The sequence below is a fragment of the Comamonas sp. GW821-FHT11H03 genome (assembly GCF_058807955.1).
In genome coordinates, this window is sequence record NZ_JBXARF010000007.1 from 17,723 (window position 1) to 41,820 (window position 24,098).

Consider the following 24,098-nt stretch of genomic DNA (forward strand, 5'->3'; position numbering starts at 1 on the left):
CCGGGCCACACCATGGCCCGGTTTTGTTTTGGAGAGTCGCGCCATGTGCCAGGTCTTTATCAGCGCCGATCCGCAGCTCTGGGCCCACCGGGCCCGCTCCATCCGCCTGCATGGAGTGGCGACCAGCATCCGGCTGGAAAACCTGTTCTGGCAGGTACTCGAAGAGATTGCCGCGCGGGACGGCTATACCGTTCCCCAGCTCTGCACCAAGCTCTACGACGAGCTGCTGGCAGAGCGCAAAGCGGTGAGCAACTTCAGCTCTTTCTTGCGCGTGTGCTGCACCCGCTATCTGGCGCTGCAGCTGTCGGGCGAGATTCCGCAGGACATGGGCATACCGATTCGTTCGCTGGGCAATGCCCCGTCACTCAAGTCCACCAGCCCGCAACTGACGCACTGAGGTTCAGCGCAGATACACGGCCTCGAACCGTAGCAGCGCACGCCCCTCGGCATCGCTGAGCACCAGCTTCTGCCCCTGCACGGCATAGCTGCTGACCTGGGCCAGGGTTGCCATCAGCAGTTGCTCCCGGCGCATGCCCTGCACACAGGCCATGCGGGTGCTGCCCACCGCCGAAAAACGCAGCCAGCGCCCGTCCAGGCTGTAGTTGCCGCGCAGGCGATTGCAGCCGCCTGCACCATGAAAGCGGCCGCTGCCGACCTCCAGCACCAGATGCGGCTCGGGCTGGTTGTCATAGGCGCTGACATACGGGCCATCACCCAGCTGCACCAGCTTCCAATAGGTATTGAGCAGTGGTGCTTGCACGGCGGCCATGGCCTCGCCCTCAGACGCCGCGCTCCCTGCATCTGCAGCGGCGCCAGCCAGGACGCCCAACAGCAAGAGCACCCCCAGTGCCGGACCAAGCAAGGCGCGCAGGTTCGAGAAAGCAGTCATCACAAACACCTCTCTGGCCATCGGCACAGACAGAAAAAGCGCTGACAGCTCATATTTCAGAAGTATCAGACGTGCCCGCGCACAAAACTGCAGGCCGCCGCATTGGTACAGCGCCAGACGGCCTGCCCCGCCAGCGGCCCGCGCTGCATCAGCAACTTGCGCAGCGGCCATTCGCACTGCGGGCAGAGTGGCTCTGCTGCATCTGCCGCAGTGTCAACCATCTTGGCAGGAGCCGCAACGGCTGGCTGGGTGGGCTGTACCTGCGCTGACAGCTCCCTATCGACTGCAGCCGAAGGCGGCGCCGACATGACAGGCTCCAGCAGAATATCCACCGTCCCGGGTGCGGGCGGCCTGACCAGTTGGGCCGAGGCTTCTGCCGCCGGCTCCAGCCTGGGTTTGCGGGGTTTGCGCGCCTTGCTGGCCGCCTGCAGTTGCCGGACATGCGCCACATGCTGCCTGTCGGTGGCACGACCGGGCTGCAGCCGCAGCTCGTTGAGCTTGTCCAGCAGCGCCTGCATTTGCTCGGGGCTCCACACGGGCTGGGTAAAGCTCTGGATATGGCCGACAAAGCCAAGGCCGCGTGTGACATGGGCCGGCATCTCGGTCTTGAACTCGCAGTCGCCCACAAAGGCGATCACCGAGTGCAGATGCTCGGGTGCAATGTCCAGCAGCGACTGCAAGGTCTTGATGTGCTTGTAGTTTTGGCGCAGAGGATTCTGGAAGCGGCTGCGTTTCCTGAAAATCTGCTGCGTCCATTCACGCTGCTTTTCAGTGCCGAAAATCCAGCCCTGGAAGTTCTTGGTTTCCAGCACAAACAGGCCATAGGGCGAAAAGATCAGATGGTCGACCTGCGTGCTGCCGCCATCCGCCGTGGGAAGGGTGACGTTATGCATGTCCACATAGATCAGCGGATTGAGCTGCCGGCGAATCGCCGCCTGCACGGCCCGCTCGCCACGCCAGCCCTTGAAGCGTGGAGAGCGCAGCACGGCCGCCAGCACCGCGAATGCCAGCGCCAGCCCCAGATAAACAAAGAGGCCCGGAAAGGCCACTGAAAAGATCTGATCCATCGCGAGTCTCGTTCAACGCAATCGCCAAAACTGGCGCCCCCAAAAGCAGGGGACAGCGAGCAATACCTGGACGCCCCCCACCGCCGCGCAGGGAGGCTGTCATCCCCCTCCCATAACGCGAAGCGCGTAGAGAGAGGGACGCCCGGAGAGGGGCACCCGGCTAGGGGCGCCCGGCTAGGGGAAGGCGGGCAGCGCCTCAGGGGGAGTCTCTAGTTCAACGCCATGCTCAAACGACGACGGTAGCTATTGACCATGGCCGTGGCCTCATCCTGCTCGGCGCTGTTCTTGCCCAGCAGCTCGATGCCGCCGCCGGTCTTGCCGGGCACGGCGTCCTGCTTCTTGGGCTTGGGCGGGGTCAACAGCTCCAGCACGCCGACGATCAGATTGCGCGCGGCATGATCGTTCCAGGTCTTGTCGCGCATGAGGATTTCCAGCAATTCGTCCATGGCGTCGGTCCACCGGCTGTGGGCCAGCAGCGCGCGCGCACGGCCAAAGCGGGCGTCGAAGTCGCGCTTGTTGGCAGCGATGGCGGCGTCGTACTTGGCCACATCGGCATTGTCGTCCTGCACGGCAAATTCCAGCGCCTTGAGCCACTGGTTCAGCGCTTCGAAGCGCAGCGGCTGGGGAATGCGCTTGATGGGTTCGGCCAGCAGGGCCGCAGCTTCCTCGAAGCTGCCGGTGGCGATCAGCAGGCGCACATAGTCAAAGCGCGCATCGTCGTTGGCCGGATCGGCCGCCAGCGCATCGGCCAGCTTCTGCAGCGCCGCCTGGGTGTCACCGGACTCCAGCAGGGCCTGGGCTTCGTCGGCGTCAGCCTCGGCCGCCAGCTCGCCCTCCGAGGGCAGATGCTTGTCCAGGAACTCGCGCAGCTTGCCCTCGGGCTGGGCACCCATGAAACCGTCCACGGGCTTGCCGCCGATCATCAGCACGCAGGTCGGGATGGAGCGGATGCCGAACATGCTGGCCAGTTGCTGCTCCTGATCGGAGTCGATCTTGACCAGCTTGAAGCGGCCTTCATAGGCGACTTCCAGCTTCTCCAGCACCGGACCCAGCGTCTTGCAGGGGCCGCACCAGGGCGCCCAGAAGTCCACCAGCACGGGCACAGCCATGGAGGCGGCTACGACTTCGGCTTCAAAATTCTCGAGGGTGACGTCAATCATGTGATTCCCAATGCTGCTTGTGCGCTGCCACGCGGGCAGCGGCGCTGAAAAGTCTGCGAACCGGCCACTCCAGCAGAGTGCCCACCGCACGATGCTGCGATTCTCCACGCAAATGCGCGAGCGCAAGCCATAGACCAGAATGGACCGGGTCTTTGCTACTCAGATGGGAGCAGCTTGCGCATGTTTCAAGGTCAACTCAAGGTGTTTTATGCCGGCAATCAATGAACGGCATGCGCAAGCAGCTACGGTTTAAAGAGTGACCACCCCACAGTGCCTCGCGCCCCTGGGCTATATTGATCGCGAACCAAGGAGCGCAGACTTGATTGAAGTTTCACAACTGGTGTTTGAATATCCGGGCCACCGCGCCCTTGACGGCGTGAGCCTGTCCATCGCTGCGGGCAGCGTGACGGCACTCGTCGGCCCCAACGGCGCCGGCAAATCCACGCTGATGCGCTGCATTGCCGGACTGGAGCAGCCGCTGTCTGGCCATATCCGCGTCAAAGGCCTGTCGGTCGAGGAGCAGCCGCGCGAAGTGCACCGCCACCTGGGCTATCTCTCGGATTTCTATGGCCTGTACGACCGGCTCAGCGTGATGCGCTGCCTGCAGTACTCGGCCCTGTCCATGGGCGCTGCGCCCGCCGACGTGGATGGCCGCGTGCAGCAGGTGGCCCAGCAACTGGGCCTGACGGAGCTGCTGCACCGCCACCCGACCGAGCTCTCGCGCGGCCAGCGCCAGCGCGTGGCGATCGGCCAGGCCATCGTCCACCAGCCCGGCGTGCTGCTGCTCGACGAGCCCGCCAGCGGCCTCGACCCCGATGCGCGCAGCAGCCTCTCGACGCTGTTTCGCCAGCTTCAGGCCCAGGGCATGACTCTGATCGTCTCCAGCCACATCCTCAGCGAGCTGGACGAGTACTGCACCCATATCCTGAGCATCCGCGACGGCCGCATCGAAAGCCATGAGGCACTGCAAAACGCCCACGGCCCAGGCCAACCCGTCGCAGTTGGCCAGCAGCCCCAGCTCTATGCACTGGAAGTGGCCATGGAGCAAAGCGAAGGCCTTGAGGCCCGCCTGCGTCAGGCCTTGCTGAGCGCCTCGGTGCAGGACTTCGACACCACGGGCCGCCGTCCGATCCAGTTGTGGCTGCCTGCTGGCGCCAGCGCACGCGCCCAATGGCTGGCCCAGATGGTGCAGGCCGGCATTCCCATCGCCGCGCTGTACCCGGTGCGCGAGCGGCTGCAGGACCGCTATGCCCGCACGGCCCAGGCCCGCGATACCGAAAGTCAGGAGCAAGCATGAGCCAACGCAATCCCGAATTCCAGCGCCAGCTCTGGCTGAACTGGCGCCCCTCGCTGCTGGCCTGGAGCCTGGGCCTGAGCCTGCTCATCCTGGCCCTGCCCTTCGCCCTGTCCTCTGCCAAGGGACTGCCCGGCACGCTGAGCATGACCGCCATTGCCGGCCTGTACCTGGCTGCCATCATCTATGGCAGCGTGCTGGCCGGGCGCAGCCTGGCCGAGGAAGCCAGCCAGAACACCTGGGACTGGCAACGCCTGTCCGTGCTCACCCCCTGGCAGATGGCCTGGGGCAAGCTGCTGGGCGCCACCTTGCCTGCCTGGCTCTATGTGCTGTGGTTTGCGCTGGCCGTGGCGGGTGTGACCCACTTCTGGGCGCTGGAGCCCCTGAAGTTGCAACACACGATTGGCCTGGCCGTGATCTGGGGCCTGGGCCTGCAGACCTGGGCCATGAACTCCGTGCTCATGAGCTGGGGGCTGAGGGACAGGCCTATCAATCGCCGGCGAGCAGCACTGATGCCTCTGCTGATCCTGTTCTTCGCACCCGGCCCCTTTATCACCCCTGTCTACAAGGCCATTGTGGACTTCGACGTCGAGCCGGTGTTCTGGTGGGGCCTGGACGTGGGCGGCCTGGGCCTGGCCTATCTGGCCGGCACCCTGGTGCTGGGCCTGGGGCTGCTGGCCCTGTGGCGCCAGCTATGCACCCGACTCGATGTGCGCACCCTGCCCTGGGCCTGGCCTCTGGGCCTGGCACTGGCGGGATTTTTCGCAGCCGGCTCGCTCAACCTGGGCATTGCCGAATTTTTCAGCAGCACCGCCTGGATCGCGCTGATCGGCACCGCCTATGTCGCCCTGCAGCATATGGACCAGCATCTGCGCGCCTGGCGCCAGGTGCAATGGTCGGCCTCGCGCCAGCGCTGGCGCGAGGCGCTGGAGGCACTGCCGCTGTGGCCGGTCAGCCTGCTACTGGGCTTTGCCATGGCCTTGCTGCTGCTGTTCGCCCCCCAGTCACTTGAGGCGGCCATCAGCGGCAAGCTCAACAGCTTTACCTTCTATCTGTGCCTGCATCTGCTGCGCGACTGCCTGCTGCTGACCGGCTTCGCCCTGCTGGTGGGCAGACTCAAGTCCCCCCTGGCCTCGTTTGTCATCGCCTGGCTGATCCTCAACATCGCCGCTCCGCTGCTGGCCTATGGCATGGGCGGCCATACGGGCGCCATGTTTGTTCAGCCCGTGGTGGCCATGTGGATGAGCTCGCCGGACGGCCTAGAGCAAGTCGGCGCCTGGCTCAGCTATGTGCCCTGGGCTTCTCTGAGCCTGCAGATACTGGTCACGCTGGCCTGGGTCATCCATCTCTTCAGGGACCGCGTGCTGGGCTTTGCACGCGATAACGCGGCGGCCCACATCCGGGAGTCATAGTTGCTTTGCCCGGACGGCTATGCCCCACAGTCGGCCGGCAATGCAGCGAAACCGTAAAATCGGGGGTTCCACTAGGCCGGGCGGCAGCGCCCTGAAGAACATGAACCCCATCCAAGTTGGCGTAGTCATGGGTTCCAGCAGCGACTGGGACACCATGCAACACGCAGTTGCCATCCTCCAGCAATTCGGTATCGCTTTTGAAGCGCAGGTCGTATCGGCCCACCGCATGCCGGACGACATGTTCCGCTTTGCCGAAGCTGCCGCCGACCGAGGCCTCAAGGCCATCATTGCCGGCGCCGGCGGTGCTGCCCACCTGCCCGGCATGATTGCCGCCAAGACCACCGTGCCGGTGCTGGGCGTGCCCGTGGCCAGCCGTCACCTGCAGGGTGTGGATTCGCTGCATTCCATCGTGCAGATGCCCAAGGGCGTGCCCGTGGCCACCTTTGCCATCGGCAATGCCGGTGCGGCCAATGCGGCCCTGTTTGCCGTGGCCCTGCTGGCCAACGAGGATGCCGAGCTGCGCAAAAAGCTCGAAGCCTTCCGCGCCGAGCAGACCGACGCGGCCCGCAACATGACCCTGCCGGTGAACGCATGAGCGACCGCGACACGCAAGCAATGAGCGCCACCGGGCCGTCCCAAGGCGCGAAGGCCCCCTTGGGGGGCAGTGCTGCACACGCAGTGGCAAACGTGGGGGCCCCCATTCTGCCGGGTGCGACGCTCGGCGTGCTGGGCGGCGGTCAACTGGGCCGCATGTTTGCCCATGCCGCACAGGCCATGGGTTATTTCACCGCCGTGCTGGACAAGGACGAGACCAGCCCTGCCGGCCTGGTCAGCCACCAGCATGTGCGCACCGGCTACGAAGACCCCCAGGGCCTGGCCGAGCTGACCAGACTCTGCGCAGCCGTGACCACCGAGTTCGAAAACGTGCCCGCCGGCTCGCTGAACAAGCTGGCCGAGAGCCTGCCCGTATCGCCCGCCGGCTCTGCCGTGGCGATCGCCCAGGACCGCGCTGCCGAGAAAGCCCACTTCGTGAAGTGCGGCGTGCCCTGCGCCCCCTATGCCGTGATCGAGACGGCCGAGCAGTTGGCGGCCGTCAACGACGCGCTGCTGCCCGGCATTCTCAAGACCGCACGCATGGGCTATGACGGCAAGGGTCAGATCCGCGTCAAGACCCGCGACGAGCTGGTCAAGGCCTGGAGCGAGCTCAAGCAGGTGGCCTGCGTGCTCGAAAAAATGCTGCCGCTGGCGCATGAATGCTCGGTCATCGTAGCGCGCGGCCGCAATGGCGACATCGTCAACCTGCCCGTGCAGCGCAATCTGCACCGCGACGGCATTCTGGCCGTGACCGAGGTCTACGAAGGCAACGTGCCCGCAGCACAGGCCGAGCAAGCGGTAGCCGCTGCGAAGTCCGTAGCTATCGGCCTCGATTACGTGGGCGTGCTCTGCGTGGAATTCTTTGTGCTGGACAACGGCCAGCTGGTGGTCAACGAGATTGCCCCGCGCCCGCACAACAGCGGCCACTACAGCCAGAACGCGATGGATGTGTCGCAATTCGAGCTGCAGGTGCGCTGCATGACCAATCTGCCCCTGGTGCAGCCGCGCCAGCACAGCGCCACCGTCATGCTCAACCTGCTGGGCGACCTGTGGTTCAAGAACGACGGCACTGCACAGGCTCCGGCCTGGGACCAGGTCCTGGCCCTGCCCGGTGCCCACCTGCATCTGTACGGCAAGGTCGATGCCAAGCCGGCCCGCAAAATGGGTCACTTGAACATCACCGCGGCAAGCCCCGAAAAAGCGCGTGAAACCGCTTTGAAGGCCGCTGAAATCCTCGGCATTGCTGCGTTTTAAGGAAAACACGTGATTCTGGATGGAACGCTGGAGTCCTCGGTGCACGCCGCTGCGGCTGCGCTGCAGCAAGGCCGGCTGCTGGGCCTGCCCACCGAGACGGTCTATGGGCTGGCCGCAGACAGCGACAACGATGCGGCCGTGGCGCAGATCTTTGCCGCCAAGGGCCGCCCGGCCAACCATCCGCTGATCGTGCATGTGGCCGACGCCGCCGCCATCACCCGCTATGCCAAGGAAGTACCGGTCTTTGCCCAGCAACTGATCGATGCGTTCTGGCCCGGCCCACTGACCCTGATCCTGCCGCGCCTGCCGCATGCCGCCAAGGCATCGACCGGCGGTCAGGACAGCGTGGGCCTGCGCTGCCCCTCGCACCCCGTGGCCCATGCGGTGCTCAAGGCCTGCCAGCAGCTTGATCCGCCGGTCTGGGGCGTCTCGGCCCCCAGCGCCAACAAGTTCGGCCGCGTCAGCCCCACCACGGCCAAGCATGTGGCCACCGAGTTTGGCGAAGAACTGCTGGTACTCGATGGCGGTGCCTGCGAAGTGGGCATTGAATCCACCATCGTCGACTGCACGCGTGGCGTGCCCGTGCTGCTGCGTCCCGGCGCCATCACACGTGACGATATCGAGCGTGCCTGCGGCCTGCGGCCGCTGTCGAAAGAAGAGCTGACTGCGGATACCCCGCGTGCCTCGGGAACTCTTTTGGCCCATTACGCGCCCAACGCCAAGGTGCGGCTCATGGATGCCAGGCAGCTGCAATCGGCGCTGGACATCCTGGGCCGGGATGGCAGGAATATTGCCATCTATCACCGCAGCCCCCTCCATGTCACAACGGCCCAGTTGCTGCTGCGCCGCATGTCCGACGAGCCGCGTGACGTGGCCCGCGAGCTGTTTGGCATGCTGCGCAATTTCGACGACTGGGGCGCCAAGCTGATCTGGATCGAAACCCCGCCAGACACCGCCGACTGGGAAGGTGTGCGCGACCGCCTGCAGCGTGCGGCGGCTGCGGGCTGAGTCCAGCCGCCCAGAGGCCGCTGCTTAGCCGAGCAGCCGAGTGGGTTCAGCAATAAAAAGTCCGGGCATGCCCGGACTTTTTCATGAGTGCCCCTCAGCGCCTCAGAAGCGGTAGCCGACGGCCAGGTTAAACACATCGGGATTGAGCCTGACGCTGATGCTCTGGCCCGAAGACAAGTGGATCTTGGTCTTCAGAAAGCTCTTTGCGTAGGAGGCATCCACGAACCAGCGTTCGCTGAAGTTATAGACAAAGCCCAGTTGCGCCAGGGCACCAAACTTGTCATCCAACCTGGCGGTGGTCGGATTCGCCTGAGTGCCCCCCGTCAGGCCGTTGAGCGTGGCCGTGGTCTTCTCGCCATAGAAATGGGCATAGGTCACGCCCAGGCCCACATAGGGACGAAATGGAGCATTCGCTTCATTGAAGCGGTACTGCAGCATCAAGGTCACGGGAATGGCCTTGGTACTGCCCAGCTTGCCCACGCCGGCAATCGAGCCGGCTCCCGACAGGTCATGCTTGAAAGGTGTGGCCAGGGGCACATCCAGCGCCAGATTGTCGGTCACCATATAGGTGATGCCGCCGCCCAGCTGGGTGTTGCTGCCGGCGTCGACCTTGGTGTTGGGAAACGATGGCGCCGACAGATTGCCGCTGCTCACATCGGGCGCCAGATGGGTCACGCCCACACGCGCCATCCAGCTTCCGGCCGATTGGGCACTGGCCAGACCGCAGGCCGCCAGCGCAGCAGCGGCTGCAATGATCCGCACAGAAATTTTCATGGTTTTGTCTCCTTGTTATTGAGGTGCGGACGGATTTACAGCCAGCCCTTCTGGGCCAGAGAGCGGGAAACCAGCTGGCTCATTTGCTGATGGCCGTAAGGCGTGGGGTGGAAACTGTCGGCAAAGACATGGTGCTGCCACCAGTCAGGGCTGGATTTGCCGGGTGTCGCACTCAAGGCCGCTGCCGTGCAGGTGGGGAAGGTATAGGTGGGCAGGCCGCTGTCGTCCACGCCAGTGATCGGGCAGACCGGGTCCTTCACGTTGTCGAAGTCGTACTGGGCCGGGTTGCTGATCTGGCTCTTGAACTCGGTGTAGAAGTCGACCAGGGCCACCTGGGACAGGCCTGCCAGGCTGGCGGCCAGCTGGTTGTTGAAGACCTGTACCAGGGCATCGAACGACGCTTCCTGCTTGGCGGCCGCAGCAGCCCCCTGATCCCCGCCGCCTGCGGCCTGGGCAATGCTGGCCAGGACCATCTGGAAGCGAGGTGTCTTGGTGATGGCGGGAACATTCAGCACGGCCACACGCGTGGCGCCCTTGGCGACCACATTCTGCGCAATGGAGCCGGCCAGAGTCTTGGCCAGGGTCTGCAGATAGGCACCCGCCGCCAGGCCGGCAAACTTGGAGGCATCGCCTCCGGCCTGGGTCATCAGGGCCGTGGACGTGCCAGGAGCCTTGGAATCCAGCCAGGCCACCATGGCGTTCAGCGGCTGCGAATTGCCCTTGGCCGCAGCAATCAGTGCCCCGATCACGTCGGCGGCATCGTTGGCGCCGCCATCGATGACGACGAGATCATCAGCGCTGAAGCCTGCCTTGGATGCGATCTGGATCTGCACCAGTACCGACTTGGGCGATGTCGGCGCATCCAGCGGGTTCACGCGGCCACCACCCACTGCATAGTTGGTGCAGGTGGCGACTTCCTGATAAGTCGTGAGATTCTCGTCACCGGCACGAAAGTGGGCGCACAAGCTCTGGCTGAACTGGTCGGCAATGCGCTCGGGCCAGATCATGGTCGAGCCGGCACCGGTGGGCGCCGAGCCCTGTACCGTGAACTTGAAGCCGAAGGTGCCGCTGTCCGAGAGGCTGTCGCCCATGACCTTGACCGAGGTGACCTTGGCCTTGGGGGTGGTATCGGCACCACCTCCGCCGCCGCAGGCCGCCAGCAGGCCCACCGTTGCCATTGCAGCCGCCAAGAGTTTGAGTTTGCTTGCCAAGATGATGTTCTCCTGAGGTGTTGTGAATCGCACGGTCGTGCTTTTTTCCTCAGCGTCATCGTAGCGACACTCATCCCCGCGTTGTTATCGGGCAATTACCGATGGTCGGACAAAAATCCAACGCCCAATAGCCTGGTCATCGTGCTGTCACGCAACAAAAAACCGGACCAGGGTCCGGTTTGTCGAGGCTGGCAAAGGGCGGCGATTGAGCAGGTTGAGCAGGGATAGAGCGGCCGCCCCCCCTGGCGACTACTGGGCCGCCGTCCAGTCCACCAGTGCATCCCAGGCCGTGCGCGCTGCGGCCGCATTGGCATGGTTGGCCATGGCCACCAGCACATAGCGCTGCCCGCTGGCACCGTCGACATAGCCGGCCAGTGCGGCCGAATCGCGCAGGCTGCCGGTCTTGAGGTGGGCCGCGCCCGCAAACCGGCTCTTGCTGCGGCGCAGCGTACCGTCCACGCCGACGATGGGCATGGAGGAGACGAACTCGGGCATCACGGGCGAGACCCAGGCGTTCTGCAGCATCTGCCCCAGTCCGCTGGCCGTGATGCTGGCATTGCGGCTCAGGCCTGCGCCGTTGTCCACCACGGGCTGCTCGGCATTGCCCCAGCGCGCGGCCCACCACTGGGCCAGCGACTGCCTGGCAGAGTCGAAGCTGGCCACGCCGGTGCGCTGCATGCCCAGGGTGAGCAGCACATGCTGGGCCATGATGTTGTTGCTGTATTTGTTGATGTCGCGCACCACTTCGGACAGTGCCGGAGACTCCAGCTGGAACGCCGGCTGCAGGCCCTGGGGCACGCTGCCGTCGCGCACGGCGCCGGTGAGCTTGCCGCCCAGCTCGCGCCACATGCCTTCTATGGCCTTGGCCGCAAAGCGCTCGGGCTGCGCCGGTGCGATGGACCAGCTCTTGTCGCCGCAGCTTGCCGGATAGCTGCCGTTGAAGGCGATGCGCTGCGGATTGTTCATGTCCAGCTGCATTTTGCTGCGCCAGTCGCCGCAATCAGAAATAGGAGCAGCCAGCGCAACTGTTTGCTGGTTTTCCATGCCAAACATTGGTGGATCGTACTGAATACGAGCGACACCAGCTCCTGTATCAGGAGCAATATTCAGCGCCACGGCCTTGTAGTTGATCAGCAGCGCATCGGGCGAGGCGTTGTAGGGCCGCCAGGGCTCGTTGTCGAAGACCGCCGCATCATGCGCGGGCAGCTGAAAGGCGCTGCGGTCCAGCACGATATCGCCCACGATGACCTTGATGCCCATGCCTTGCAGGCGGCGCAGCATCAGCCACAGGCGCTCCAGCACCAGCTTGGGATCGCCCTGGCCCTGGATGTAGAGATTGCCGCGCAGGGCACCATCGACCACCGGGCCGCCCAGATAGACAGGCGTGCGCCAGACATAGGCCGGGCCCAGCTGGTCGAGCGCCGCATAGGTGGTGACCAGCTTCATGACCGAAGCCGGATTCATGGCCTGGTGCGTGCGCCAGGCCAGGTTCGGTGGCGATCTGCCGTCCACATTCATCACCAGCAGCGATACGGCATCGCGTGGAATCTTGGCGCGTTGCAGCGCCGCGTCCACGGCGGCGGGAATGCGGGTGTCGGCAGGCAGGGACTGCGCCAGCGCGGGCTGGGCCAGCAGCGCCAGCAGCGATGCGCCCAGCGCGCTCAGGGTCTTGCGAAGAAAGAAGGGGGTCTGCAGCATGGGGCCAGAGTCTACGCCGGGCTTCGCCCATGCCGGGCATTGGCCGCGCCTGCGGCAAGCTGGCGGCGGGCGTCCGATAATGCAGGGCTACGCTGCCCTCTGCTACAGCCCAGTGCAGACCAGCGCAGTCCATATTGCGCTCCAGCCCGCCTGCGGCTGACGCCCCGCCGAACATGAATCTTCTCGCCATCGACACCAGTACCGATACCTTGTTTGTTGCCGTCCAGCGTGGTGATGCCATCTGGCAGCACAGCGGGCCGGGCGCGCAGCAGTCGTCGGCCCAGTTGCTGCCGGCCATCCGCCAGCTCATGAAGGATGCGGGGCTGAGCTTCGCGCAGTTGGACGCCATTGCCTTCGGGCGCGGTCCCGGCTCCTTCACGGGCCTGCGCACGGCCTGCGCCATCACCCAGGGTCTGGCGTTTGCCGCCAAGGTCCCCGTGCTGCCCGTGGACTCGCTGCTCACCGTGGCCGAAGAGGCCCGTCATCTGCATGGCTGCACCGAGGTCGAGGCCGTGCTCGACGCGCGCATGCACGAGGTCTATCACGCCGCGTTCCGCTATGTGGACGGCCAGTGGATCGAGCCCGAGGACTTCGGTCTGTGCGCCCCGGAGGCTCTGCAGGCTGCAGCCGGCCATGCCGTGGCGGGCAATGCCCAGCCCGTCTACCCCGAGTTGCTGGCGCCCGCTGCCCGCCATGTGCACGCCATGCCCACGGCCACGGCCATGCTGCGCCTGGCACCGGCACTATTGGCAAAAGGCTGCGCGGTGCCGGCCGAAGAGGCGCTGCCGCGCTATATCCGCGATAAAGTGGCAAAAACCACGGCCGAGCGCGAAGCCGAGAAGGCCGCCGCTGCTGCTGCCTCCGACGCCGCCTCCCGATAAGCACCTCATGACCTTGCCCAGCCGCTCCACACTCGCCACCGACGCCAGCACCCAGGATGCGGCATCTCTGGTGCATTTCGAGCCGCTGTCCGCGCTCTGGCTCGACACCCTGCTGCCGATCGAGGAGCAGGCCTATGCCCATCCCTGGACGCGCGGCAACTTCCAGGACGCCATGGTGGCCGGCTACCAGATACAGCTGCTGGTCGATGCCGATCACCAGCTGCTGGGCTACTTTGTCGCCATGCAGGCGCTGGACGAGGTGCATCTGCTCAATATCACCGTCAATCCGGCCTGCCAGCGCCAGGGCTGGGCGCGCGTGCTGCTCGATGCACTGGCGCTGTGGTCGCGGCAGCAGAATGCCCAATGGATCTGGCTGGAAGTGCGCGAAAGCAATGCCCGCGCCCGCGAGGTCTATCTCAGGCACGGCTTTGCCGAAGTCGGCCTGCGCAAGAACTACTACCCCAACCCCAACGGCCCGCGCGAACATGCGGTGCTCATGAGTCTGAAACTATGGCCCTGAACCTGGATGCCCGCCAGCGGGCCATGCTGCATGCCATGGGCATTACCGTCTGGCTGCCCGATCCCGTGGAACCCGCAGCAGCGGCTGCTGTCGCCGCCGCACCGGTCGCCGAGCCCCTGCCCGTCGCGGCGCCGGCAATGCGCGTGGCGCCGCCTGCCCCCGCAAGCCCGCCCGTAAGCCCGCCTGTGGTACAGGCCGCCGCTCCCGCAGCGGAGGCAGTGCCGGCACCGGCCCAGCCGCCCGCCCAGACCGCCAGGCCCGCCAGCCCACCGCCCCAGAACCTGTCCGGCCATCGGGCGCACGAGCCGCGTCAGTTTGTGCAGCAGCCTGCCGCAGGACCGGCCGGCGAGCCCGGCCTTGGCTGGACCATCAGTCCCGCCCAGCTGGTCTACCCCCATGCGCCTCAGCATGTGCAAAGCGCTGAGCAAGGCGGCTGGCTGATCCTGCTGGAGCCTGCCGCCAACCCGCCCCTGCTGAGCCCGGCGCAAAGGCCTGCGGCCGACAGCGCCCAGACGGCGCTGCAGGGCGATGCCGCCAAGCTGCTGGACAATATGCTGCGCGCCCTCGGACTGCAGGAAAAACCGCGCGTCTTCAGCGCCGCACTGCATCGCGCGCCGCCCGATGCCGACCTCAGTCATGCCCAGGCGCTGCAACCCGCTCTGGAGGCTCTGCTGCGAGAGCTGCGCCCTGACTGCGTACTGGTTCTGGGCCTGGCCAGTGCACGCGCCGTGCTGGGCCGCCATGATGCGCTGGGCCGGCTGCGGGCCGAGCCGCACCACATTGCGGGCGTGCCCACGGTGGTGACCTACGACCCCAACTATCTGCTGCGTGCGCCGCAGGCCAAGGCCGGAGCCTGGGCCGACCTGGTGCAGGCCGACGCATTTACCAAGGGGCTGTGACAGGCGGGAGACAAGCCCCGCTTGCCCACTCTCCCAACGATGCCGCACGCGACATGCTGCAGTGCAACGTAGCATAATCACTGGCTTCGATTTATTGAAAGACATCCGTGGAAACCTACCCTAGTTGGTAGCTTTCAGCTCCCGGTAAAGACTGTGGGGGTTGAAAGCGCCCTGATCCCTGCAGAACCTCAAGAACAACCGGGAGTGAGCTGATGCTCAACATCTTTACGCTAGCCAATGGCCGACTCGTTCAGGAAGAAATCGAGTCCCTGGCAGACCTTGAACGCTTTCGCCCCGTCTGGGTCGATCTGGAATCGCCAACCCTTGAAGAAAAGCGCTGGATCAAGCAGCACTACGAGCTGTCCATCCCTGAAGATGCGATGGACGACGATATCGAGGAATCGGCGCGTTTTTACGAAGAAGACAACGGCGAGCTGCATATCCGCAGCGACTTTCTGATCGACGACGACGAAGACCCCCGCTCGGTGCGCGTGGCCTTCATCGTCAACCAGCAAAACGCAGCGCTGCGCAGCCATGGCGTGCTGTTCTCCATCCACGACGAGGATGTGCCTGTCTTTCGCTTGTTGCGCATGCGAGCGCGCCGTGCGCCCGGCCTGATCGATGATGCCAAGGACGTGCTGCTCAAGCTGTTTGACGCTGACGCCGAATACTCGGCCGATACGCTGGAGCGCATCTACGACGACCTGGAAAAAGCCAGCAAGATGGTGCTATCCGGCGACGTGACCGACGAGATGGCCAAGGAAGTGCTGGGAGCGATTGCCCGCCAGGAAGACTTGAACGGCCGCATCCGCCGCAACGTCATGGACACGCGCCGCGCCGTGAGCTTTCTGATGCGCTCCAAGATGCTCAATGCCGAGCAGTTCGAGGAAGCGCGCCAGATCCTGCGCGACATCGAGTCGCTGGACAGTCACACCGCCTTTCTGTTCGACAAGATCAACTTCCTGATGGACGCCACGGTCGGCTTCATCAACATCAATCAGAACAAGATCATCAAGATCTTCTCGGTGGCCAGCGTGGCCTTGCTTCCGCCCACGCTGATTGCCAGCGTCTACGGCATGAACTTCAGGTTCATGCCCGAGCTGGAATGGGAATTCGGCTACGGCTACGTGGTCGCCCTGATGATTCTGAGCGCCGTCGGCCCCATGCTGTACTTCCGCAAACGCGGCTGGCTGAAATAACACATGCCCGGCACAGCTGGTCGCTCACACATCGACACAAGCAAGCGCCCTCTCCTTGAAACAGCAGAGCGCGCTTGCCACCAATCAACGCGCCTCTAGATCGCCATTGATCACTCGGGCAAGTCCCTGTGGGTTCGCTTGCTGCACTGCCGCTGGGAGCAGCACATCCGGCAAATCCTGATAGCACACCGGGCGTAGAAAGCGGTCAATGGCGCTGGCGCCCACAGAAGTGAACATAGCGTTGGACGTGGATGGGAAAGGACCTCCATGCACCATGGCGTGGCATACCTCGACTCCGGTCGGAAAACCATTGGCCAAGATGCGTCCCGCCTTGCGCTCCAGCACGGGGATGAGGCGCTGCGCGTCGGCATAGTCTGCGGGATCGATCTGCAGCGTCACTGTCAGTTGGCCCTCCAGTTGCTCAGCCAGTTGGAGAACCTCATCGAAATTCCTGGCCCGAATGATAATAGAGGCCGGGCCAAACATCTCCTCCTGCAGCACAGGCGATGACAACAGGCGCTGCACATCCGTCACATACAGCGCGGCCTGTGCAGCATTGTGCAGTCCATCCGCAGGCCGCCCTTGTGCAACTTTCTCCACACCTTCCGCACCACCAACCTTGGCAACGCCGGCATCAAAGGCCTGGTGAATGCCCGGCGTCAGCATAGTCTGGGCCGGCTTGGTGGCAAGCGCCTGACTTGCGGCATCGATGAAGCGCTGCACATTGCGGTCACCAATGACCACCACCATCCCAGGATTGGTGCAGAACTGCCCCGCCCCCATCGTCAGCGAATCGGCAAAACCGCGCCCTATCGACTCTGCACGCGCGGCCAGGGCGGCCGGCATCAGAAACACCGGGTTGATGCTGCTCATCTCCGCGTAGACGGGAATGGGTTCCGGGCGTGCGTTGGCGATGCGCATCAACGCAAGCCCTCCCTGGCGCGATCCGGTAAAGCCAACGGCCTTGATGGCAGGATGTGCTACCAATGCTTCACCCAGCTTGCGCCCGGCTCCCATCAGCAGGGAAAACACCCCTTCGGGCAACCCCAAATCTCTGACCGCTTTCTGAATCGCTCGACCCACCATTTCGGAAGTGCCTAGATGGGCGCTGTGGGCCTTGACGACCACAGGGGCACCTGCAGCCAAGGCCGACGCCGTATCGCCCCCTGCCACCGAGAACGCCAGCGGAAAATTGCTCGCACCGAACACAGCCACCGGGCCCAGTGCCATCTTGGCCAGGCGCAGGTCGGCGCGTGGCAGCGGCGTGCGCTCGGGCTGTGCGTGGTCGATGGCGGGGCTCATAAAACGGCCATCGCGCACCACCTTGGCAAACAGCCGCAACTGTCCAACCGTGCGCCCACGCTCGCCTTGCAGGCGCACCAGCGGCAGGCCGCTTTCGGCCATGGCGCGCTCGATCAGGGCATCGCCCAAAGCCATGATGTTGTCGGCAATCAGCTCCAGAAATTCTGCACGCTTGGCAAGCGACAGCTGACGGTAGGGATCAAATGCCTGCACCGCCAACTGGGCAGCCCGTTCCACTTCGGCCTGCCCTCCCATACCGAACGTGGGCGTTGCGATGAATTGATCCATGCGGGGATCGAACGCTTGCTGCTGTCCTTCTGTACCGCGCACCGAACTCGCGCCGATAAGCATTTCGCCAGTAATTTGCATCTTTGTCTCCTAATGTGTTTATGGATCGAAATGGCAGAGCTCCAGCCGACCAGGAAGTGCAAGCAACGCCTAGATAACGCACGATCTCGTCAGGAATATGAGCGCCTTTGAAAATCATAGAGTATCTTGTTAATATATTTAAATTATCCTTAGAAAATTTTCCACCAATCTTGACAGGCTTCTTTGCCATTCAGCGCAACCAGGGCACGTCAACAAGCAGTCCATAACCAAGCACAGGAGCACGCCATGGAACTCATGCCAAACATCGACCTGAACCACCCTGGCCAAAGTGCTCAAACAACCGCATCGAAACCAGGCCACACTGCACTGACGCTGGATGAGGTGCACAACCTGGCCTATCGCGTATTTACTCACCTCGGCCTGTCTGCTGAACATGCGCAAGCCATTGCGCGCGTGATCACAGCGGGAGAGCGCGACGAGTGCCATTCGCATGGCATGTACCGGGTTCTATCGTGCGCTCGCACGCTCCAGCATGGCGCTGTCGTGCGCGATGCCATACCCATCATCAGCGACCGCGGACCTGGCGTCGTCGCCGTCGATGCACAGCGCGGCTTCTCACAACTCGCTTTCGAGATGGGCAGCAAAGTACTGCTCGAGAAGGTCCGGACAACCGGGATCGCAGCCTTGGCCATCAACAACTGCTATCACTTCTCAGCCCTGTGGCCCGAAATCGAAGCCTTGGTCGAGCATGGAGTTGCGGCCCTAGCCATGACTCCCAGCCATTCCTGGGTGGCCCCTGCGGGCGGAAGCCGACCTGTTTTCGGAACCAACCCGATCGCCTTTGGTTGGCCCAGGGTCGGTGCTCACCCCTACATTTTTGACTTTGCGACCAGCGCAGTGGCCCGCGGTGAAATTGAGCTCTACCAAAGAAGCGGTCGCGCACTGCCCGAAGGCTGGGGGGTCGACGCCGAAGGCGCCCCAAGTACCGATGCCACAACCGTACTCCAACAAGGCGCCATGCTGACTTTTGGCGGCTACAAAGGCTCAGCCCTGTCGACCATGATCGAGCTGCTGGCAGGGCCATTGATTGGCGACATGACCAGTGCTGAATCCCTGCGCATCGACGACGGTGCCGGTGCAACCCCTTGTCATGGCGAAATCGTTATCGCATTTGATCCCCAATTTTTCAGCCCGGGCAATTTCATCGAAGAGCGTCAACGTGCTGAAAAGCTGTTCGAGAGTATTACCGGCCAAGGGGCGCGCCTGCCTTCCCAACGCCGCTTTACTGCAAGACGCCGCAGTCTAGCCAATGGATATGTGCAGATCCCCGAGCCCTTGCTTCGTGACATCCAGCAGCTGTTGAACTAGGCTCATGAGAACATGCTCGCATGCCTCTGCTGAGGATGAAGGATCCAGATGAAGAGTTTTGTCACAGGCTGCACCAAGCGCCAAGCCCATGATGTATTCTAAATATCGGATTAATATAATCAAAACCCTGCCATCTCTGCTCTTGCGACACGATGGCGACAGCACGCTTTTTTGATGCCAACTTCCAAGAAATCGCCAGCTGCACGTGTAAAAGCCGCTGCAACAAAAACCAAGACTTTGCCTACGGTGAAGCGCCGTGCTGCAGACCTTGCCTACGACGCCATTGAAACCATGCTGTCGACCATGCAACTTGAGCCTGGAAGTCCCATCGTGGAGGCGGAGCTGGCAGAGCGCACTGGCATGGGCCGGACGCCTGTGCGCGAGGCATTGCTGCGCATGATCTCCATCGACTTGATCGTCCAGCAGCCGCGCCGCGGACTACTGGTTTCCAACATTGATCTGGCAGAGCACCTGGACGTCATCCAGACACGCAGGGTTCTGGAGAATCTGTTGGCGGCTTGCGCTGCCCGGCGAGCCTCGGTGCAGCAGCGCAAAGATATCCTCCAATGTGCCAAGCAGATGGTCGCTGCAGCCAAGCGCGGCAACCTGGAAGAGTACATGCATGAGGATCATGCGCTCGATGCCATCATCCATACTGCCAGCCGCAACCGTTCAGCAGTCAAAAGCGTCACGCCTCTGATCGTGCAGTGCAGACGTTTTTGGTATGCCTACCAGCATGAAGGCGATATCCTTGAAGGCGCACTTGCTCATCTGGAGCTGGCTCAGGGTATCTCTACCGGGGATGAAGCGGCCGCCATTACCGGCGCCAACCGCCTGATGGACTATCTGGAAGCTTTTGCCAGACGCATTATCGAAAGCTAAACAGCAGACCGCTCCCAGGGGGGGCGGCCTGCTGTGCATATTCATGGCGCCTCCCAATCGGCGCCCCCTGATCATCAATCAGAGCTTGGCTCCCACCGCACGCAGTTCTGCAATCTGAGGCGCTTTGGGCAGCCAGATCTTGTCGAAGGCATCAATCGCAGGCTTATTGTCAAAGGCATTGATATCGCGAATGGCAATCGACTCCTTCTTGAGTTTCTCCAGCAGGCCAACCTCTGTCGTCACGATATCGTTGATCTGGCCGTCCAAGGCTTGGTTGGTCAATTGGCGAATCAGGTCACGGTCCTTCCCATCCAGCGTAGCCCAGATACGACCCGAGAACAGTGGTGCCACAGGCATGAACAGCGCGTTCATGGGCATCATCAGTTTCGACACCTTGTCAAAGCGCTGGCTCCAAGAGAGCTCTATATCCGCCTCAAGCCCATCCACTTGTCCATTGGTCATGGCATCGAACACCGCAGGTGTGGGAATGGGAGTCGGCGCTGCCCCGAAATACTGGTAAAAGTCACGGTAAACCGGCGTCGGATTAATACGCAGCTTCATACCCTTGAGGTCATTGGGCGTCTTGATCTCCTTGTTCGAGAACACCACACGCATGCCGGTGATGCCCCAGCCCAAACCGATGCAGCCGGTTTCGCGCGGCAGCACATCCAGCAATTTCAAGGCTGCAGGCGTCTTGACCAGCTTCGCTACAGCAGCAGTGGATCGGACAAGATATGGCGCATTGATCGAGGCTACGCTCGAAACACGCGTTCCCAGCTCTGCAGCCTGAATCCACCCCATGTCCAGTGCACCCGATTGCAACTGCTGCATCATGGCCGACTCATTACCCAATTGACCCGAATGAAAAACGGTCACCTTGAGCCTGCCATTGGTTTCTTTCGCCAAAGCTTCACCAAACTGCACCGCCGCGCGATTCCACGAATGCCCTGCTGGCGTGATGACGCCTAAGCGCAGTTCCTTGGCCGCAGCCGCACGCGAAGGCGTCACAAAGGCCAGTGGAGCAGCGGCAACAGCTGTGGTCTGAAGAAAGTGGCGTCGATTGAGTGTCATGAAAAACTCCGTAGAGGGAAGGGCGAAGCAAGGCGAAGAATCGGATCAGTTCAGCAAGCCCAACGACAAGCTGGGGAACAGCGAGAGCATGACAAGTGCCACGCAACTGATGATGAAGAATGGCAACGTGACGATGAACATGGGACCCGGCTTGGCACCAGTGACCGCTGCAGCCACGAAGAAGCTCAGCCCCACCGGCGGCGTCATCAATCCCAGCACCAGGTTGATGACGATCACCACTCCAAAGTGGCGGGGGTCGATGTGGTAGATCTCGGTGGCGATGGGCAGAAGAATCGGCGCGGTCATGATCAAGCCTGGAATGCCGTCGATCACCGTGCCAATGACCAGCAAAATCACATTGACCAGCAGCAGGAAGGTAATCGGGTCATGCGCCACGGTCTGCACCCAGGCAGCGACCATCTGAGGTACCTTGCCGTATATCAACAACCACGAGAACACTGCCGCTGCTGCAACCAGAAACAGCACGATGGCCGAGTAGATGCCCGAGCGCAGCATGATCGCGCCCAGGTCTGAGTATTTGAATTCACGGGTCACATAGCGACCGACCAACACTGCGCTGATCGCGCCCACAGCGGCAGCCTCCGTGGGGTTGGCGAAGCCGGTGAGGATGGAACCCACGATGACCAGCGGAATCAACAATGTCGGGCTGGAAACCAGCACGGTCTTGGCCCGTTCGAGCAAGGTTCGCTTGGGGCTGCGTGGATAGTTGTAGATCACGCCCATACAGGCAATGACTGCAAAGAACAGCACCGTCAACAGAACACCTGGCAATATGCCTGCGATCAGCATATCGCCCACCGCGACCTGGGCCAGCACGCTGTAGACCACAAACATCACCGACGGCGGAATGATCGGACCCAACATGCCGCCATACACGGTCAGGCCTGCAGCAAAGGTCTTGTCGTAGCCTTGCTTCTCCATCTCCGGCACCATCACCTGCGACATGATGGCCACCTGCGCCGTTGCGGAGCCAATGATGGATGACACCAGCATGTTGGCCAGGATATTGACATAGGCAAGCCCGCCCTTGATGGAGCCCACAAAAGCCATCGACAAGTCCACCAGTCGGCGTGTAATGCCGCCGCTGTTCATGACCTCACCGATCAAGATAAATAGCGGTATGGCGATCAGACCATAGCTGTCCACCCCCCCGAACATCTGGGAAGGAAAGGACTGCAGCAACACAGTGTTCTCGGTGTTGTAGATATAAAAAATCCCCGAAAGGCAAAGACAGAGGCCGATGGGAACACCCACCATCATGATTGCGATGAAGAAAATGGAGGTCAGCATGTCAGTTCACCGCGTCCGGGTTGGTTGCCGCAAAGCCAGGGTGCTGGCGCTTGGGTGCGAGGCTCATGTCTTCCAACAGGTTGGCAAGCGCATGCAGGCTCATACAGACTGCGAAGATCGGCATGATCAGTTGCAGCACCCAGACCGGCCACTCCAGCGTCTGGGTGTGTTCGGTATAGAGAAAGTTAAACGACTCCGCCGCGTATTCCTTGGCATCAAACCCCTTGCTGGCAATACCAATGGGATCCATCCAACGCCAGCACATCGCAAAGAGCGCCAAAGAAAAAAACAGCACTCCGACCGTGGCAATCACCTTGGCACGCCGCGCGTTGCGAGGGCTCAGCTTATCGGTGAGCATCGTCACTGCAAAATCCAGTCGCAGGCGTGTCATGACCGAAGCACCGATGAAGGTGAGCCAGACCACGGTGTACACCGCCGCTTCATCCACCCAGTACAGCGGCATGCCGCTGTAGCGTGTCACCACATTGAGCAAAATGAGTGCGGTCAGAAAACACATCGCGAAGGTGAGCAACCACCGTTCCATGCGCAGCAGCGCATCAGAGGCATCCAGCACCCAGCGCACAATCCATGGTGGCTGCTTGATGGCGGTAGCGGGTCGGGTTGTATCGTCCATATAGGTTCTTTAGATTTGACGAAATGAGGCGCAGAAGATTGAATACATCTCAAAAATATATTAAATATATTAGAAGTTTTTTCAATTGATCCAATAGGTGTTTGCCTGGAAACCAGGCGAAACTGCTAACCCTGGTTCCTGGAAGATGCAAGCTTCCGATCTGGATCGATGCCCCAAAAAAAGCTCCCCACGGGGAGCTGACTCGCGCTGGATCAATGACTCAGACCCTTGGACCAGGCGGCATACCAGTTGCGAAAGAGTTGATACTGGGATTCGGCATACCGGCGTTGTGAGTCGGTCAATACATCGCTTGCATTGAAGTGCAGCGTGTACTCCTTCTTGCCGTTGAGGACCAGCAGGTGCTTGTAGTACAGAACCAGATCCGTGCCTTCGTCAAAGGACGACAGCACGGCCAGTGCAGCATCCAACTCCTGAGCTTGACGCCGAGCAACGACATCCCCCTGGGCTGCTTTTTTGCTCAGTTCAACCAGGAGCAGAACTTCCTTGGGTAGTGCATTGCCAATGCCCGTAATGCAACCCGTCGCACCGCAATTCACAAAACCATAGAACACCTGGGTGTCGACACCTGCCATCAATGTGACGTCGTTGTCTTTCGAGGTGATGTGCTCTGCGGCATAACGCAGGCCTTCTGCACCACCGAACTCCTTGAAGCCGATCAGGTTGGAGTACTTGGCGCGCAGCTCAAAGAACATGTCGGCGCGAGTTGCAAAGCCGTAGTGTGGGCTGTTGTAGATCACGGCCGGCAGTTTCGGGGCGGCTTCCAAAATAGCAGTGAAGTGGGCTTTCTGCGCAGCCAGGGAAGTGCCGCGCGACAACACCCGAGGAATCACCATCAACCCCTGTGCTCCCACTTTCGCAGCGTGGGCGGCATGAGCCACGGCTTCTTTCGAGTTCACCGCGCCGGTCCCCACAATGGTCGGGATACCTGCGGCCACCAGCCTGGCCACGCCCTCTTGGCGTTGCTCTGCCGTGAGAAGAGGCCAATCCCCCATGGATCCGCAATACACAACAGCGCTCATGCCTGCGGCCATGAGCTCTTTGCCCATGGCGACCAGCGCGTCGTAATCTGGCGTGCCTTGTGCGGTGCATGGAGTCATGAGTGCAGGAATGGTGCCGGTAAAGATGTTCGTTTCCATAAAACTACCCTTGTAAAAACCACCTAAGAACACCGCCTTCAGTTCCGCGTAAGTCCTTTTCACGAAACCGTTTTTTGGGATAACGCTCGCTGCATCAGCGCACAGAATCCAGTTGAGCGGTGAAATACTTCGCCTTTAAATAGACTGCAAATATATTTGAAATATTCAAAAACAAAGACTAAG

23 protein-coding genes are annotated in these 24,098 nt (G+C 62.2%); 12 read left to right on the top strand and 11 right to left on the bottom strand.

What is annotated here, in order from left to right; all coding sequences use genetic code 11:
- Positions 1-43: 43 nt before the first annotated feature.
- Positions 44-397, top strand: a complete 354-nt coding sequence (locus tag AC1RTQ_RS15970; protein WP_409817354.1) for a ribbon-helix-helix domain-containing protein — start codon at positions 44-46, stop codon at positions 395-397.
- 3 nt (positions 398-400) lie between these two features.
- Here AC1RTQ_RS15970 and AC1RTQ_RS15975 read toward each other — a convergent pair whose 3' ends face one another.
- The 3 genes from AC1RTQ_RS15975 to trxA all read right to left on the bottom strand — a co-directional run bounded on the left by AC1RTQ_RS15975 (position 401) and on the right by trxA (position 3,116).
- Complete coding sequence (locus AC1RTQ_RS15975; protein WP_492877151.1) at positions 401-889, bottom strand: META domain-containing protein; 489 nt, start codon at positions 887-889, stop codon at positions 401-403.
- A gap of 65 nt (positions 890-954) precedes the next feature.
- The gene (locus tag AC1RTQ_RS15980; protein WP_492877153.1) at positions 955-1,956 is read right to left on the bottom strand and encodes a nuclease-related domain-containing protein; all 1,002 of its coding nucleotides are present in this window, start codon (positions 1,954-1,956) and stop codon (positions 955-957) included.
- Between the two features lie 209 nt (positions 1,957-2,165).
- Complete coding sequence (trxA, locus tag AC1RTQ_RS15985) at positions 2,166-3,116, bottom strand: thioredoxin (protein ID WP_492877155.1); 951 nt, start codon at positions 3,114-3,116, stop codon at positions 2,166-2,168.
- 319 nt (positions 3,117-3,435) lie between these two features.
- Here trxA and AC1RTQ_RS15990 point away from each other — a divergent pair, with 319 nt between their 5' ends.
- The 5 genes from AC1RTQ_RS15990 to AC1RTQ_RS16010 all read left to right on the top strand — a co-directional run bounded on the left by AC1RTQ_RS15990 (position 3,436) and on the right by AC1RTQ_RS16010 (position 8,678).
- Complete coding sequence (locus tag AC1RTQ_RS15990) at positions 3,436-4,413, top strand: ABC transporter ATP-binding protein (protein ID WP_492877157.1); 978 nt, start codon at positions 3,436-3,438, stop codon at positions 4,411-4,413.
- The gene (locus AC1RTQ_RS15995) at positions 4,410-5,822 is read left to right on the top strand and encodes a hypothetical protein (RefSeq protein ID WP_492877159.1); all 1,413 of its coding nucleotides are present in this window, start codon (positions 4,410-4,412) and stop codon (positions 5,820-5,822) included. Before AC1RTQ_RS15990 ends, AC1RTQ_RS15995 begins: the two co-directional genes overlap by 4 nt.
- Before the next feature lie 100 nt (positions 5,823-5,922).
- The gene (purE, locus tag AC1RTQ_RS16000; RefSeq protein ID WP_304351735.1) at positions 5,923-6,417 is read left to right on the top strand and encodes a 5-(carboxyamino)imidazole ribonucleotide mutase; all 495 of its coding nucleotides are present in this window, start codon (positions 5,923-5,925) and stop codon (positions 6,415-6,417) included.
- Entirely contained in the window at positions 6,414-7,670 is a 1,257-nt protein-coding gene (locus AC1RTQ_RS16005) for a 5-(carboxyamino)imidazole ribonucleotide synthase (RefSeq protein WP_492877161.1), read from the top strand. The genes purE and AC1RTQ_RS16005 overlap by 4 nt, the downstream gene beginning before the upstream one ends.
- A 9-nt stretch (positions 7,671-7,679) precedes the next feature.
- Positions 7,680-8,678, top strand: a complete 999-nt coding sequence (locus AC1RTQ_RS16010) for an L-threonylcarbamoyladenylate synthase (protein ID WP_492877163.1) — start codon at positions 7,680-7,682, stop codon at positions 8,676-8,678.
- Between the two features lie 102 nt (positions 8,679-8,780).
- On the opposite strand, the gene AC1RTQ_RS16015 is transcribed toward AC1RTQ_RS16010, so the two are convergent.
- The 3 genes from AC1RTQ_RS16015 to dacB form a co-directional block, all read right to left on the bottom strand.
- Complete coding sequence (locus tag AC1RTQ_RS16015; protein ID WP_492877165.1) at positions 8,781-9,452, bottom strand: OmpW/AlkL family protein; 672 nt, start codon at positions 9,450-9,452, stop codon at positions 8,781-8,783.
- 35 nt (positions 9,453-9,487) lie between these two features.
- Positions 9,488-10,663: an SGNH/GDSL hydrolase family protein gene (locus AC1RTQ_RS16020; protein WP_492877167.1), complete on the bottom strand. Its 1,176-nt coding sequence runs from the start codon at positions 10,661-10,663 to the stop codon at positions 9,488-9,490.
- 249 nt (positions 10,664-10,912) lie between these two features.
- Positions 10,913-12,361 (bottom strand): D-alanyl-D-alanine carboxypeptidase/D-alanyl-D-alanine endopeptidase, encoded by a 1,449-nt coding sequence (gene dacB, locus AC1RTQ_RS16025; protein ID WP_492877169.1) that lies wholly within the window; start codon positions 12,359-12,361, stop codon positions 10,913-10,915.
- A gap of 173 nt (positions 12,362-12,534) precedes the next feature.
- On the opposite strand from dacB, the gene tsaB reads away from it, so the two are divergent.
- The 4 genes from tsaB (at position 12,535) to corA (ending at position 15,860) form a co-directional block, all read left to right on the top strand.
- Positions 12,535-13,242, top strand: a complete 708-nt coding sequence (gene tsaB / locus AC1RTQ_RS16030; protein ID WP_304351730.1) for a tRNA (adenosine(37)-N6)-threonylcarbamoyltransferase complex dimerization subunit type 1 TsaB — start codon at positions 12,535-12,537, stop codon at positions 13,240-13,242.
- A gap of 7 nt (positions 13,243-13,249) precedes the next feature.
- Entirely contained in the window at positions 13,250-13,762 is a 513-nt protein-coding gene (rimI, locus tag AC1RTQ_RS16035; protein WP_034372809.1) for a ribosomal protein S18-alanine N-acetyltransferase, read from the top strand.
- A complete protein-coding gene (locus AC1RTQ_RS16040; protein WP_492877172.1) occupies positions 13,753-14,661 on the top strand; it encodes a uracil-DNA glycosylase family protein in 909 nt (302 codons plus the stop codon). The genes rimI and AC1RTQ_RS16040 overlap by 10 nt, the downstream gene beginning before the upstream one ends.
- Before the next feature lie 212 nt (positions 14,662-14,873).
- Positions 14,874-15,860 (top strand): magnesium/cobalt transporter CorA, encoded by a 987-nt coding sequence (corA, locus tag AC1RTQ_RS16045; protein ID WP_492877174.1) that lies wholly within the window; start codon positions 14,874-14,876, stop codon positions 15,858-15,860.
- Positions 15,861-15,944: 84 nt separating this feature from the next.
- Here corA and AC1RTQ_RS16050 read toward each other — a convergent pair whose 3' ends face one another.
- On the bottom strand, positions 15,945-17,531 hold the full coding sequence (locus AC1RTQ_RS16050) for an aldehyde dehydrogenase (NADP(+)) (protein WP_492877176.1): 1,587 nt from the start codon (positions 17,529-17,531) through the stop codon (positions 15,945-15,947).
- 246 nt (positions 17,532-17,777) lie between these two features.
- On the opposite strand from AC1RTQ_RS16050, the gene AC1RTQ_RS16055 reads away from it, so the two are divergent.
- Both AC1RTQ_RS16055 and AC1RTQ_RS16060 read left to right on the top strand, forming a co-directional pair.
- The gene (locus AC1RTQ_RS16055; RefSeq protein ID WP_492877178.1) at positions 17,778-18,860 is read left to right on the top strand and encodes an Ldh family oxidoreductase; all 1,083 of its coding nucleotides are present in this window, start codon (positions 17,778-17,780) and stop codon (positions 18,858-18,860) included.
- 171 nt (positions 18,861-19,031) lie between these two features.
- Positions 19,032-19,742, top strand: a complete 711-nt coding sequence (locus AC1RTQ_RS16060) for a GntR family transcriptional regulator (protein ID WP_012840221.1) — start codon at positions 19,032-19,034, stop codon at positions 19,740-19,742.
- 78 nt (positions 19,743-19,820) lie between these two features.
- Here the strand turns inward: AC1RTQ_RS16060 and AC1RTQ_RS16065 are convergent, their stop codons facing one another.
- The 4 genes from AC1RTQ_RS16065 to AC1RTQ_RS16080 form a co-directional block, all read right to left on the bottom strand.
- Positions 19,821-20,813, bottom strand: coding sequence for a TRAP transporter substrate-binding protein (locus AC1RTQ_RS16065; RefSeq protein WP_492877180.1), 993 nt, complete (start codon positions 20,811-20,813; stop codon positions 19,821-19,823).
- Positions 20,814-20,858: 45 nt separating this feature from the next.
- Positions 20,859-22,124, bottom strand: a complete 1,266-nt coding sequence (locus tag AC1RTQ_RS16070) for a TRAP transporter large permease (protein ID WP_034382281.1) — start codon at positions 22,122-22,124, stop codon at positions 20,859-20,861.
- A 1-nt stretch (position 22,125) separates the two neighbouring features.
- The gene (locus AC1RTQ_RS16075) at positions 22,126-22,758 is read right to left on the bottom strand and encodes a TRAP transporter small permease (RefSeq protein ID WP_012840224.1); all 633 of its coding nucleotides are present in this window, start codon (positions 22,756-22,758) and stop codon (positions 22,126-22,128) included.
- Between the two features lie 212 nt (positions 22,759-22,970).
- Entirely contained in the window at positions 22,971-23,915 is a 945-nt protein-coding gene (locus AC1RTQ_RS16080; RefSeq protein ID WP_034382285.1) for a dihydrodipicolinate synthase family protein, read from the bottom strand.
- Between the last annotated feature and the right edge of the window lie 183 nt (positions 23,916-24,098).